Raw genomic sequence first — 13701 nt, forward strand, 5'->3', positions numbered from 1 at the left:
GGAGCAGGAGAGCGCGCATGAAGCCGTCACGGTTCGAGTACGTCCTGCCGCGCTCGATCGAGGAGGCGGTCGCCGCCCGGGTCGAGCACGCGGACACGGTGGTGCTGTCGGGCGGGCAGAGCCTGGTCCCGACACTCAACTTCCGGTTGTCCAACCCGGAGGCGGTCATCGACCTGCGGCTGGTCCCGGGGCTGGCCGACGTCCGGGTCGACGGGGACTGGATCCACGTCGGCGCCCGGACCCGGCAGCGCGACCTGGAGCTGGACGAGGTGGTGCACGCGGCGAACCCGCTGATCCGGGAGACCCTGCACCACGTGGCCCACCCGGTGATCCGCAACCGCGGCACCGTGGGCGGCAGCATCGCCCACGCCGACCCGTCGGCCGAGCTGCCGTGCCTGCTGCTGTGCCTCGACGGCGAGGTCACCGCCCACGGGCCCGACGGCGCGCGGACCATCGACGCCCAGGACCTCTTCGAGTTCATCCTGTCCACGTCGCTGGAGCCCGAGGAGATCCTCACCGAGGTGCGGTTCCCCGTGCTCCCCGACCGGACCGGCTGGTGCTTCACCGAGTTCGCCCGCCGGCACGGGGACTTCGCCCTCGCCGGGGTCGCCGCCACGCTCACCCTGGCCGAGGACGGCTCGGTCGCGTGGGGACAGGTCGCCGCCTGCGGCGTCACCACCACGCCGGTCCGGCTGGTCGCCGTCGAGGACGCCCTGCTCGCCGACGACGCCGACCCGTCCCGGTTCCCCGAGATCGCCCGGCTCGCGGCCGACGTCGTCACCGTCCCCGACGACGAGTCCTGCTCCAGCGCCTACCGGCGCGACCTGCTGGTCGGCCTGGTGGAGCGCGCGCTCCGCACCTCCTTCGAACGAGCCACCGCACGAACCTCCCGAGAGGTCACCTCATGACGTCCTCGATGTACCGGTCGCCGGTGAACGACGACCCCACGCTCGACATCTCGCTGGTCGTGAACGGCCGCAAGGTCGAGGCCGCGGTCAGCCCGCGGCTGCTGCTCAGCGACTTCCTGCGCCACCACCTCGGCCTGACCGGCACCCACGTGGGCTGCGAGCACGGCGTGTGCGGTGCCTGCACCGTGCACATCGACGGCCGGGCGGCGCGCAGCTGCCTGACGCTCGCCGTCCAGCTCGACGGCGCGACGGTGCGCACCGTCGAGGACCTCGAAGGTCCCGACGGATCGCTGAGCCCGGTCCAGGAGGCGTTCCGCGACTGCCACGGCCTCCAGTGCGGCTTCTGCACGCCCGGCTTCCTGATGTCGGTCACGGCCCTCCTCGACGAGGACCCCGACGTCGCCGACGCCTCCGACGCCGAGATCCGCGAGCGGATCGCCGGCAACCTGTGCCGCTGCACCGGCTACCAGGGGATCGTCGCGGCCACCCGCCAGGCCGCCGAGACCATCCGCGACGCGAAGGAGCAGGCCGATGGCTGAGCCGCCGATGGTCCACACCGGAGCCCGCGTACGCCGCAACGAGGACCCGCGGCTGCTGCGCGGCCAGGGCCGCTACGTCGACGACATCCCCCTCGAGGGCTGCGTCCACGGCGCCTTCCTGCGCAGCACCGTCGCCCGCGGCCGGATCGTCGCGCTCGACACCACCGAGGCGGAGCAGGTGCCCGGCGTCCTCGCGGTCTACACCTGCGACAACATCGAGGGTCTCGACCGCGAGATGCCGCTGCTGATCCCGCACCCGTGCATCACCCACGGCCGCACCCAGCGCCCGCTGGCCCGCGACGACGTCTACTACGTCGGCCAGGCGATCGCGTTCGTCGTCGCCGTCGACCGCTACGTCGCCGAGGACGCCGTCAGCCGGATCTCGGTCGACATCGAGCCGCTCCCCGTCGAGGTCGACATGGAGCGGGCCGTCGAGGACGGCGCGCCGCTGGTCCACCCCGACGTCCCGGCCAACATCGCGGCGTCCCTGGTGCAGAACTGCGGCGACGCCGACGCGGCGTTCGAGCGGGCCGAGCACCGCACCAAGATCCGGGTCCAGGTCGACCGCAGCACCGGCGCCCCGATGGAGTGCCTCGCCACGGCGGCGCGCTGGGACCCGGTCTCCGGCGAGCTGGTCGTGTGGGACGGCACCCAGGCGCCGATCGGCCTGCGCGGCGCGCTCGCGTCGCTGTTCGACCTCGACGAGGACAAGGTGCGCGTCATCGCGCCCGACGTGGGCGGCGGCTTCGGCCCCAAGATCCACTTCCCCTACGCCAACGAGGTGCTGGTGCCGCTCGCGGCGATGCAGCTCGGCCGGCCGGTGAAGTACATCGAGGACCGCTCCGAGAACTTCGTGCACATGTCGCACGAGCGCACCCAGATCCACGAGATCGAGCTCGCCGCGACCAAGGACGGCGAGGTGATCGGGCTGCGCGACGTCTTCCTGCACGACACCGGGGCGTTCATCCCCTACGGCATCGCGGTCGCCCAGGTCGCCTCGACGGCGATCGCCGGGCCCTACCGGATCCCGAACATCGAGGTGGAGTTCCGCTGCGTCTACACGCCGACGGTGCCGGTCACGCCCTACCGCGGCTGCGGACGCCCGCAGGCCAACTTCGCGCTGGAGCGGGCGATGGACCAGCTCGCCGAGGAGCTCGGCATCGACCGCTTCGAGATCCGCCGGCGCAACCTCATCGCCGACGACGAGTTCCCCTACAAGCGTGAGGGGCTGATCTTCGCCGACGGCCTGCCGGTCACCTACGACTCCGGCCAGTACGGCGCCGCGCTGGCCCTGCTGGAGGAGGAGCTCGACATCCCGGCGTTCCGCGCCGAGCAGGAGCGCGCCCGGGCCGAGGGCCGCTGGCTCGGGCTGGGGTTGTCGTTCTACGTCGAGGGCACCGGTCTGGGCCCCTACGAGGGCGGCCGGGTGCGCATCCACCCGATCACCGGCAAGGTCTACGTCAACACCGGCCTGACCACCCAGGGCCAGGGGCACGCGACGTCCATGGCCCAGCTCGTCGCCGACCAGCTCGGCGTCGCGGTCGACGACGTGATCGTCGTCGAGGGCGACACCGGCGTCTACGACTGGGGCGTCGCGACCTTCGCCAGCCGCGCCATGGTGGTCAGCGGCAGCGCCATCCACAAGGCCGCCGTCAAGGCCCGCGAGCGGGTCCTCGAGATCGCCGCCAACATGCTGGAGGTCGACCCCGCCGACATCGAGCTCAAGGACGGCGCCGCCGGCGTCCGCGGCACCACGACGACGATCCCCCTCGCTGCCATCGCGACCGTCTCGAACCCGCTGCGCTACGCCTTCAACGACGCCGCGCAGATCGCCACCCAGTTCGCGCCCGCCAGCAAGGGCGACGGCCCGCCGCTGCCCGGCGACGCGCGGCCCGGCATCGAGACCGAGCAGTTCTACAGCCCGCCGCACGCCACCTGGGCCTACGGCGTCCACGCCGCGATCGTCGAGGTGGACCCGGTCAGCTACGACCTCCAGGTCAAGCGCTACGTGATCGTCCACGACTGCGGGAAGATGATCAACCCGATGATCGTCGAGGGCCAGATCGCCGGCGGGGTCGCGTCCGGCATGGGCGGCGCGTTCTACGAGAAGCTCGAGTACGAGGCCAACGGCAACCTGCGCAACGCCAGCTTCATGGAGTTCCTCATGCCCTACGCGACCGAGGTCCCCCACATGGAGATGCACCACCTCGAGACGCCCACGCCCCTCAACCCGATCGGGGCCAAGGGTGCCGGCGAGGCGGGCACCATCCCGGTCGCCGCGGTCATCGCCTCCGGCATCCAGGACGCCCTCGCCCACGAGGGGATCGACCCGCTGTGGCACGTCCCGCTCAACCCGAGCGTCCTGCACGACGCCGTCCGGGAGGCCCGGTCGCGATGAGCACCAGCGACCTCTGCTTCCGCACCGCCCGCGAGCTCGTCGGCCTCATGGAGGCCGGCGAGGTCTCGGCGGTCGACGTCGCCGAGGCCCACCTCGACCAGGTGGCCGCGGTGAACCCGGCGGTCAACGCCGTCGTCTCGCTCGACCCCGAGATCACCCTCGCCGACGCCCGCGCGGCGGACGACGCCCGCGCCGCCGGCCGGTCGCTCGGACCGCTGCACGGCCTGCCCATGGCGTTCAAGGACACCCACGACGCCGCGGGGTTCCCGACGACGTACGGGTCGCCGATCCATGCCGGCAACCGGCCGGCCGAGAGCGAGCTGCTGGTCGCCCGGCTGCGCGCCGCGGGCGTCGTCCGGCTGGGGAAGACGAACGTGCCTGAGTTCGCGTCCGGCTCGCACACCTTCAACAACCTCTTCGGCACCACCCGCAACCCCTACGACATCGCCCGCTCGGCGGGCGGGTCCAGCGGCGGGGCCGCCGCCAGCCTGGCCAGCGGCATGCAGCCGCTCGCCGACGGCAGCGACATGGGCGGCTCGCTGCGCAACCCGGCGTCCTTCTGCAATGTCGTCGGGCTGCGGCCGTCGCCGGGCCGGGTGCCGATCCATCCCGCTCCGCTGCCCTGGCAGACGCTCGCCGTCCAGGGCCCGATGGCGCGCAATGTCGACGACCTCGCCCTCATGCTCGGCGTCGTCGCCGGCCCCGACGACCGCGTGCCGCTCTCGATCACCGAGGACCCCGCGGTGTTCACGAGGACGCTCGAACGCGACCTCACCGGTCTCCGGATCGGCTGGTCGCCCGACCTCGGCGGCGCCCTCCCGGTCGAGCGCGCCGTCGTCGACGTGATCCGCAAGCGCCTGCACCTCTTCGAGGACCTCGGCTGCGACGTCATCGAGGTCGAGCCCGACTTCTCCGGCGCCGACCGCTGCTTCCGGACGCTGCGCGCCTGGCAGTTCCAGGCCACGTTCGGCGACCTCCTCACGGCGTACCCGGGGCAGCTGAAGCCCAGCCTGGAGGCCAACATCCGCGAGGGCGCCGAGGTCACCGCCGCCGACGTCGCGATGGCGTCGAGGATCCAGGGCGAGCTGTTCCAGCGCTTCGCGGCCGCCTTCGCCGACGAGTACGACGTGCTTGTGCTGCCGGTGAGCCAGGTGCTGCCCTTCGACGCCGACCTCGAGTACCCCACCGTGATCGAGGGCGTCGCCCAGCAGACCTACCTCGACTGGATGGCGTCGTCGTACTACGTCAGCGCCGTCGGCCTGCCCGCGCTGTCGGTGCCCGCCGGCTTCAGCGACGGCGGGCTGCCGGTCGGGATGCAGCTCGTCGGGCCCTACCGGCAGGAGCGGCTGCTGCTGGAGGTCGGGCGCGGTCTGGAGATCGCCGCCGGGGACGGCGCCTTCGTCCGGCCCCCCGTCGGTTAGTCGGTGGTCGGCTAGTCGCCGCTCGGCACGATCGCCGAGATCACTGTGCCGTCGGCCCGCTGGATCCCCGCCGGGTAGGGCGGCTCCCCCTCCAGCCGCGGACCCTGGTGCGCGAGCGGCAGGGTCACCGCGGCGCCGGGCGCGAGCTTGACCACCTCGCCGCGCACCGAGACCGTGAGCGGCCCGTCGCCGTGCTCGATCACGAGGTCGAGCTCGCCGGTGCGGACGGTGACGCGGAGCCGGGTGCCGAGCAGGGTGACCCGGTAGGTCAGCGACGACCAGCCGTCGGGGAGACGCGGATCGATCTGCCATTGCTGGTCGCCCGCGGCCGAGCCGATGTCGCGGAAGCCGCCGAAGCCGGACACCAGGGCGCTCCACACGCCGCCGGTCGAGGCGACGTGCACGCCGTCGGCGGTGTTGTTGTGGCGGTCGGCGAGGTCGACGAAGAGGGCCGACATGAAGTAGCGCAGGGCGAGCTCGTGGTAGCCGACCTCGGCCGCGACGACGGACTGCATGACCGCCGAGAGCGTCGAGTCGCCGGTGGTGATGGGGTCGTAGTAGTCGAAGTCGGCCTTCTTCTGCTCGGGCGTGAACTCCTCGCCCTGCAGGTAGAGCGCGAGGACGACGTCCGCCTGCTTGAGCACCTGGAACCGGTAGATCACCAGCGGGTGGTAGTGCAGGAGCAGGGGCCGCTTCTCGAGCGGAGTGTTCTCGAGGTCCCACATCTCGCGCTCCAGGAAGTGCGCGTCCTGCGGGTGGATGCCGAGGAACTCGTCGTAGGGGATCGACATGGCCTGGGCGGCCTCGGCCCACTCGTCGGGCTCGTCCGCTGTCAGCCCGGTACGCCGGACGAGGCCCTCGTAGGCCTCAGGGTCGTCGCGCTGCAGCTCCCACACGGCGCGGGCAGCGCGACGCAGGTTGAAGCGCGCGAGGACGTTCGTGTAGAGGTTGTCGTTGACGACGGTCGTGTACTCGTCGGGCCCGGTGACGCCGTGGATGTGGAACGTGCGCCGCGACTCGTCGCGCCAGAACCCCAGGTCGGCCCACAGCCGGGCGGTCTCGACGAAGATGTCGACCGCCTCGCGCGCCAGGAACTCCTCGTCGCCGGTGGCGCCGACGTACTGGCTCAGGGCGTAGGCCACGTCGGCATCGATGTGGTACTGCGCCGTGCCGGCCGCGTAGTACGCCGACGCCTCGTGACCGTTGATCGTGCGCCAGGGGAACAGCGCGCCCTTCTGGGAGAGCTCGCGGGCGCGGTGCCGGGCGCTGGTGAGCAGCGCGTAGCGGAAGCGCAGGGCGTTCCGCGCGGCCCACGGCATCGTGTAGGTCAGGAACGGCATCACGTAGATCTCGGTGTCCCAGAAGTAGTGACCGCCGTAGCCCGAGCCGCTCACCCCCTTGGCCGCGATGCCCTGGCCCTCGGCGCGTGCGGAGGCCTGGAGCACGGCGAAGAGGTTCCATCGGATCGCCTGCTGAATGGCGGGCTGGCCGGGAACCTCGACGTCGGCGCGCGCCCAGAAGTCGTCGAGCCAGGCGCGCTGGGCGGCGTACTGGCGGGGGAGCCCTTCTTCGTGGGTGCGGTCGAGGGTGCGCTCGCAGCGGTCGATCAGCTCGCGCGGGGGCACGGTCTGGGCGGTGTGGAAGGCGACGATCTTGGTCAGCGTGACCGGGACGCCGGGCTCGGCGGCGATCCGGTAGATCACCTTGGCGAGGTCGTCCTCGGAGTGCACGCTCATCGAGCAGGAGGACGTCGTCTCGAGCGTGTGGTCGGCGACGACGCCGACGGTCATCCCGCTCTGGACGGTGCGGTAGCCGAGCTTGATCCGGCCGGTCTCGGCGTCGGCGCCGTGGATCCGGGGCAGGAGCACGCGCCGGTCGAACGCCTCGGCCTTGCGCGGGTCGGCGGCGCCGCTCGGGGGCGTGCCCGCGAGCTCGGCGTCGGCGATCGGCTGCTCGACCTCCTCGTCCTGCCGGTTGACCAGCTGGGACGAGATCGCCAGCGAGGCGTGCTGGTCGAGCAGGGTCACCTCGAAGGTGAGGACGGCGAGGTGGCGCTGCTCCAGCGGCACCATCCGGGTGCTGCGCACCCGGACCCGCTTGCCGCCGGGCGTGCGCCACAGCAGGTCGCGCGAGAGCACGCCGCTGCGGAAGTCGAGCGCGCGCTCGTACTCGATCAGGTCGGCGACCGAGACCTGCAGCGGCTCGTCGTCGACGTAGAGCCGGATCACCTTGGGGTCGGGGACGTTGACGATCGTCTGCCCGATGCGCGCGAAGCCGTAGGCCTCCTCGGCGTGCGAGATCGGCCAGGTCTCGTGGAAGCCGTTGATGAACGTGCCGTCCTGGTAGGCGTCGCGGCTCTCGGAGTAGTTGCCGCGCAGGCCGAGGTAGCCGTTGCCGACGCTGAACAGCGACTCCGTCGTGCCCAGGTCGGAGCCGTCGAAGCGGGTCTCGACGAGCCGCCACTCGTCGACGGGGAAGCGGGTGCGGTCGAGCGGGTCCTCCACCGACGGTGCGACGTGCGACGGGCCGGGGCCCTCGGGAGCGTTCATCGGTCCTCCTCGGCCGGGTCGGCACCGGGCAGCAGCTGGGCCAGGTCGGTGACGACGAGGTCGGCTCCCGCCGCGGTCAGGGCGTCGGCCCCGGCCCCGCGGTCGACCCCGATCACCAGCCCGAACTCACCGGCGTGACCGGCGGCCACCCCGTTGATCGCGTCCTCCAGGACGACGGCCCGCGCGTTCGTCGTCCCCAGGACGGTGGCCGCGTGGGCGAACGTGTCCGGGGCCGGCTTGCCGGGCAGCCCCAGCTCGGCAGCCAGCCCGCCGTGCATGACGAAGGCGAAGTCCTCGGTCATCCCGGCCGCCGCGATCACCGCGGGCGCATTGCGCGAGGACGAGACCACCGCCAGCGGGATGCCCCGCCGGTGCAGCTCCTCGACCAGCCGCTTCGAGCCCGGGTACGCCGTGACCCCCTCGGTGGCCAGGATCGCGCTGAACGCCTCGTTCTTGCGGTTGCCCAGCCCACAGATCGTCTCCGCCGTCGGCGGGTCGTCCGGGCTGCCCTCGGGGATCGTGATCTCGCGCGAGGCGAGCAGCGAGCGCACGCCGTCGTACCGGGGCTTGCCGTCGACGTAGGAGAAGTAGTCCTGCTCCGTGTACGGCGCATAGGCGACCCCGTCCGCGGCCGAGCGCGTCGTGAGGTACGTCGTGAACATCGCCTCCCAGGCGTGCATGTGCACCTCGGCTGTGGGGGTCACCACACCGTCGAGGTCGAAGAGCACCGCATCCCAGGCCTGCCAGTCGAGCGTCGTCCGAGCCACCGGAACAGGCTAGCCCGGCGACCTGGTCCGACCCCGCACCGCGAGATCGGATGACACACTCGTGCCCTTCTCGACAGGAACAGGACATGGGACTCTCCACGCCGTCGCCGCGGGAGCGTGAGCAGCGCTTCCGGGACATCTACGACGCGGCGTACGTCGACCTGCTGCGGTTCGTGCGCCGGCGCGTGCACCCGACGCACGCCGAGGACGTCGTCGGCGAGGTCATGCTCATCGCCTGGCGCCGCCTGGACGACGTTCCGGCCGACCTGCCCGCCGCGCGCGCCTGGCTGTTCGGCGTGGCCCGCAAGGTCCTCCAGAACGCCCGGCGCCGCGAGGACAAGCACGACGCCGTCGCCGTACGTCTCGCGGAGGCCCAGGACGATCCCGAACCCGTGGACGCCGGCCATCACCCCGACCTCGTCGCCTGCCGGATCGACCTGGGCGCGGCGTGGCCGCTCCTGAGCGCGACCGACCAGGAGGCGATCGCGCTCGCCGTCCTCGACGGGCTCACCGCGCCCGAGGCGGCCACAGTCCTGGGCATCTCGGCGACCGCCTTCCGGCTGCGGCTCTCCCGGGCGCGGCGCACGCTGCGCCGGCACCTCGATCAGACCGACGCGGCCCGCGCTCCTGAACCCGTCCTCCCCGCTTCCGAGAGGAGCCCACGATGAGCAAGCCCACCGCCGACCTCGTGCTGCTCACGTCCGCGCTGCGCCACCTCGACCCCGCACCGGATGCCGGGTTGAGCCAGGAGGAGCGCGACCGCGCTGACGCGGCCTTCGCGCGCATCGTGGCGACGCCCCCCGGTGCTCCGGTCCCCGTCGAGCCGGACCGACCCCACCGGCGCCGTCGGCGTCGCCGGATCCGGAACCGGCTGCTGGTCGCGGCCGGACTGGCCGGTGCCGTCGGCCTCGCCGGCCCGGCCCTGCTGCTCGGCGGCGGCAGCGCGTACGGGACGTGGACCCCGAAGCCCGAGCCCCTCACGGCCGCGGCCGCGATCGAGGCCGGGGCCACCTGCCGCGCCGCGCTCGCCGTACCCGATCGTGGGGAGCGGGTCGCCCTGGCGGAGCGGCGAGGCACGTGGACCTACGTCCTCCTGACCGGTCCCCGCGGGGAGGCTGCTTGCGTGATGCCCGAGGCCCTCGTCGCCAGCGGGCGCCCCGACGACCGCGAGCGGAGCAAGGGCTTCCTCGGGACCTACACGCCCGACCCCTCGGCGCCCCCGGTCCTCGCCCCCGACGGCCTCGACGAGGACAGCACCATGGAGAGCAGCACCGACGAGGGATGGCTCGTGTGGACCTCGGGCTACGTCGGCAGCGGCGTCACCGGGGTCACCGTGCACACCTCCACGGGCCTCGACATCGAGGCCTCGGTCGCCGGCGGCCGGTACGCCGCGTGGTGGCCGTCGGTCGAACAGAGCTCCGAGCACCCGTCCGAGACGTGGTCGTACACCGTGCACCTCGCCGACGGGAGCACCCGGCGCAGCACCGGCTGACGGCGCGATCCGGGTCACACCAGGGGTCGTTCGGGGTCACACCCGATGTATCGAGTGGTCTCATCTGGTGGAATACCGTCCATGCGGCTCCCCCTCCTCGGCCCGATGCTCGGCCCGGTCAAGCAGCGCGTCGGCGTCTGGCTGCTCAACCGGACCATGCGCAACGGCATCGACCTGCGCAAGCTGCGCTTCCTCCCCGAGTCGGTCACGCTCCCCCTCAAGCGCGACGGCCTGGACCCGCTCCCGGCGATGATGAAGGTCCAGGGCGAGGAGCCGGTCAAGAAGCTCGCCGACCTGTTCGGCAAGGGCGTCTGGCTCGTCAGCGGGTACGACGAGTCGCGCGAGGTCCTCGCCGGCGGTGCGGAGGTCTGGTCCAACGACCTCGGTCAGTTCGTCTCCCAGGAGGGCCGCTCCGACGAGGAGCAGATCGGCGGCCTCGGCATGACCGACCCGCCGCTGCACACCGCGCTGCGCCGCTACCTGACCCCCGAGTTCACGATGCGCCGGCTGGCCCGCCTCCAGCCCGGTATCGAGCAGATCGTCGGCCAGCGCCTCGACGCGATGGCCGCGGCCGGTCGCGACGGCAAGCCGGTCGACATGGTCGAGGAGTTCGCCTTCGCGGTGCCCTTCGACGTCATCTGCGACCTGCTCGGCCTGCCCGTCGACGACCGGGCCCGGTTCCTCGAGCTCGGCGTCGCGCGCTTCGACCTCACCGAGGGTGGTGCCGGCGCCTTCGGGGCGGCCGCGCACACCCGGGAGTTCCTCATCAACGCGGTGCGCGAGCAGCGCGCCGACCCCGGTGACGGCCTGATCGGCGCCCTGCTCAAGGAGCACGGCGACGAGCTCGACGACGTCACCCTCGGCGGCATCGCCGACGGCGTCTTCCTGGGCGGCTACGAGACCTCCGCGTCGATGCTGGCCCTCGGCGCCTACCTCATCGCGACCACGCCCCAGGCCGGCGAGATGCTGCGCTCCGACGACGCCGAGCAGGTCAACCGGGTCGTCGAGGAGCTGCTGCGCCACCTGTGCGTCGTCCAGCTCGCCTTCCTGCGGTTCGCCAAGCAGGACGTCGAGATCGGCGGGGTGCTGATCAAGGAGGGCGACGCGGTCGGCGTCTCGCTCCTCGCCGCCAACCGCGACCCGCGCCTGGCGCCGGACCTCGACACCTTCGACCCGAGCCGCGAGCCCACTCGCCACCTGGCCTTCGGCTGGGGCATGCACCGCTGCGTCGGCGCCGAGCTGGCCCGGATGGAGCTGCGCACCGCGCTGCGGATGCTCGCCGAGCGGTTCCCCGACCTGGCCATGGCCAGCGACATCTCCGACCTCGACTTCCGCAAGCTCTCGGCCGTCTACGGCGTGGAGGCGCTCCCCGTCCTCACCGGCACCGAGCGCGAGCCGGCCTCGGCCTGAGCACGATGGCCGGTCCCCTGCGCATCGTCGTGGTCGGCGGCGACGCCGCCGGCATGAGCGCCGCCCACCAGGCGCTGCGCGCGGCCAAGGCGACCGGTCGGGACGTCGAGGTCACCGTGATCGAGGCGACCGGGCACACGTCGTACTCGGCGTGCGGGATCCCGTACTGGATCGCCGGTGACGTCGCCAGCGGCGACGACCTCGTCGCCCGTACCGCCGACGAGCACCGGGCCGCGGGCCTCGACCTGCGCCTGGGCACCCGGGTGGTCGCGATCGACCGCGAGCGCCGCACCGTCCGGTACGACGCCGCGGACGGCGCCGGTGAGCTGCCCTACGACGAGCTGGTGCTCGCGACCGGCGCGACGCCCGTCGTACCGGACTGGGCGCGCGCCGACGGCGCCCTGGTCACCGGCGTGCACCCGGTCAAGAACCTCGACGACGGCGCCGCCTGGCTCGACCTGCTCGCCGCTTCTGCCGGTCCGGCCGTGGTCGTGGGCGGCGGCTACATCGGCGTCGAGATGGCCGAGGCCCTGCTGCGCCGCGGCTTCGGCACCGCCCTGGTCACCCGGAGCCGGGTGATGAGCTCGCTCGACCCCGACCAGGGCGACCGGATCGAGAAGGCGATGGCCGGCGCCGGCGTCGCACTGCGCACGGGGCACACCGTCGAGCGTCTCGACCTCGACCCGGACGACGGCCGGGTCCGCGGCGTCGTCCTCGACTCCGGCGACCGCCTCGACGCGGCCCTGGTGGTGCTCGCGATCGGCGTCGAGCCGGCTACCGTCCTGGGTGCCGCCGCCGGCCTCCCCCTGGGCGAGTCCGGCGGCTACCTGCCCGACCCCGGCGGCCGGATCGCGCCCCACGTCTGGTCGGCGGGCGACTGCTGCGAGATCGAGCACCGCGTCTCCGGCCGGCGGGCCTTCCTGCCCCTCGGCACCCACGCCAACAAGCTCGGCCGCGTGGTCGGCGACAACCTCCTCGGCGCCGACCGCCGCTTCGGCGGCGCCACCGGCACCGCCATCACCCGCTTCGTGGCGGGCGACGTCCACCTGGAGATCTCCCGCACCGGCCTCAGCACCGCCGAGGCCACCGCCGCCGGCCACGACGTCGCCTCGCTCGTCACCGAGGGCACCACGGCCAGCGGCTACATGCCCGAGGCCGAGCCGATCGCGACCAAGGTGCTCGCCGACCGTCGTACCCGGCGGCTGCTGGGGGTCCAGATCGTCGGCGGCCCCGGCTCGGCCAAGCGCATCGACGCCGCCGCAGCCGCCCTGTGGGCCGAGCTCGACGTCGACGACCTGGCCGGCATGGATCTCGCCTACGCTCCGCCGTTCGCGACGGTGTGGGACGCGCTGCAGATCGCGGCACGGCGGCTGGCCGAGCGGATCTGAGTCGATCCGCCCGGCCCGAGCCGTTCCTGGTGGATGCCTAGCGGCTGGTCGTCAGCCGGTACTGGCGCACCGCGAGCGGCGCGAACACCGCGATGATCCCGACCACCCAGATCAGCGTGTAGGCCACCGGGTGCTGCAGTGACCAGGCATCGGAGCCGGGGCCGACGCCGGTGTTGCCGAAGAGGTCGCGGCTGGCTTGGGTGACCGCGGAGACCGGGTTCCACTCGACCACCGGCTTGAGCACGCTGTTGAACGAGCTGGTCGGCACGAAGGCGTTCGAGACGAACGTCAGCGGCATGATCACGATGAACGACGCATTGTTGATCACCTCGACGCTCGGCACCATCAGCCCGACCCACGCCATCACCCAGCTGATCGCGTAGCCGAACACCAGCAGCAGCGCGAAGCCGGCGAGCGCGTCGAGCGCGCCCTCGCGGATGCGCCAGCCGACGAGCAGGCCGGTCAGCGCCATGATGATCAGCGACAGGACGTTATAGACGACGTCGGACGACGTGCGCCCCACCAGCACGGCGGAATTGGACATCGGCAGCGACCGGAACCGGTCGATGATGCCCTTCTGCATGTCCTCGGCCAGGCCGGCGCCGGTGAACGTCGCGCCGAAGACGATGGTCTGGCCGAAGATGCCGGCGATCAGCCACTCGCGGTAGTTGACGCCGGGGGTGTCGATCGCGCCGCCGAAGACGTAGGCGAAGAGCAGCACGAACATGATCGGGCTGACCAGGACGAAGACCAGGATCTCGGGGACCCGGACGATCTTGATGAGGTTGCGCTGGGCGACCACCCAGCCGTCGCTGACGGCCTGCGTCAT

At 72.6% G+C, this 13701-nt stretch carries 11 protein-coding genes; 8 read left to right on the forward strand and 3 right to left on the reverse strand.

Translation table 11 applies throughout. From position 1 onward, the window contains the following. Positions 1-17 precede the first annotated feature (17 nt). Genes M0M48_RS25635 through M0M48_RS25650 form a run of 4 tightly spaced genes read left to right on the forward strand, consistent with a single transcriptional unit; the run spans position 18 to position 5266 of the window. On the forward strand, positions 18-908 hold the full coding sequence (locus M0M48_RS25635; protein WP_257753280.1) for an FAD binding domain-containing protein: 891 nt from the start codon (positions 18-20) through the stop codon (positions 906-908). Continuing rightward, positions 905-1447, forward strand: coding sequence for a (2Fe-2S)-binding protein (locus M0M48_RS25640; RefSeq protein ID WP_252373064.1), 543 nt, complete (start codon positions 905-907; stop codon positions 1445-1447). Before M0M48_RS25635 ends, M0M48_RS25640 begins: the two co-directional genes overlap by 4 nt. Further along, complete coding sequence (gene cutA, locus M0M48_RS25645) at positions 1440-3845, forward strand: aerobic carbon-monoxide dehydrogenase large subunit (protein ID WP_252373063.1); 2406 nt, start codon at positions 1440-1442, stop codon at positions 3843-3845. Before M0M48_RS25640 ends, cutA begins: the two co-directional genes overlap by 8 nt. Further along, positions 3842-5266 carry an amidase gene (locus tag M0M48_RS25650; protein ID WP_257753281.1) on the forward strand — a complete coding sequence of 475 codons (1425 nt, stop codon included), beginning with the start codon at positions 3842-3844 and terminating at the stop codon, positions 5264-5266. Before cutA ends, M0M48_RS25650 begins: the two co-directional genes overlap by 4 nt. Before the next feature lie 11 nt (positions 5267-5277). Here the strand turns inward: M0M48_RS25650 and M0M48_RS25655 are convergent, their stop codons facing one another. Together M0M48_RS25655 and M0M48_RS25660 are read right to left on the reverse strand one after the other, a co-directional pair. Then, positions 5278-7815, reverse strand: coding sequence for a glycoside hydrolase family 65 protein (locus tag M0M48_RS25655; protein WP_257753282.1), 2538 nt, complete (start codon positions 7813-7815; stop codon positions 5278-5280). After that, the gene (locus M0M48_RS25660; protein WP_257753283.1) at positions 7812-8582 is read right to left on the reverse strand and encodes an HAD family hydrolase; all 771 of its coding nucleotides are present in this window, start codon (positions 8580-8582) and stop codon (positions 7812-7814) included. The genes M0M48_RS25655 and M0M48_RS25660 overlap by 4 nt, the downstream gene beginning before the upstream one ends. 86 nt (positions 8583-8668) lie before the next feature. Here M0M48_RS25660 and M0M48_RS25665 point away from each other — a divergent pair, with 86 nt between their 5' ends. From M0M48_RS25665 to M0M48_RS25680, 4 genes are all read left to right on the forward strand, one after another. Beyond that, entirely contained in the window at positions 8669-9250 is a 582-nt protein-coding gene (locus tag M0M48_RS25665) for an RNA polymerase sigma factor (RefSeq protein ID WP_257753284.1), read from the forward strand. Further along, positions 9247-10074, forward strand: a complete 828-nt coding sequence (locus M0M48_RS25670; RefSeq protein ID WP_257753285.1) for a hypothetical protein — start codon at positions 9247-9249, stop codon at positions 10072-10074. The genes M0M48_RS25665 and M0M48_RS25670 overlap by 4 nt, the downstream gene beginning before the upstream one ends. An 81-nt stretch (positions 10075-10155) precedes the next feature. Beyond that, a complete protein-coding gene (locus tag M0M48_RS25675) occupies positions 10156-11484 on the forward strand; it encodes a cytochrome P450 (RefSeq protein WP_215813969.1) in 1329 nt (442 codons plus the stop codon). A gap of 5 nt (positions 11485-11489) precedes the next feature. After that, on the forward strand, positions 11490-12872 hold the full coding sequence (locus M0M48_RS25680) for an FAD-dependent oxidoreductase (RefSeq protein ID WP_257753286.1): 1383 nt from the start codon (positions 11490-11492) through the stop codon (positions 12870-12872). Between the two features lie 37 nt (positions 12873-12909). On the opposite strand, the gene M0M48_RS25685 is transcribed toward M0M48_RS25680, so the two are convergent. Next, positions 12910-13701: an ABC transporter permease gene (locus tag M0M48_RS25685; protein WP_257754418.1), complete on the reverse strand. Its 792-nt coding sequence runs from the start codon at positions 13699-13701 to the stop codon at positions 12910-12912.

The sequence above is a fragment of the Pimelobacter simplex genome, assembly GCF_024662235.1.
Taxonomy (GTDB): Bacteria; Actinomycetota; Actinomycetes; order Propionibacteriales; family Nocardioidaceae; genus Nocardioides.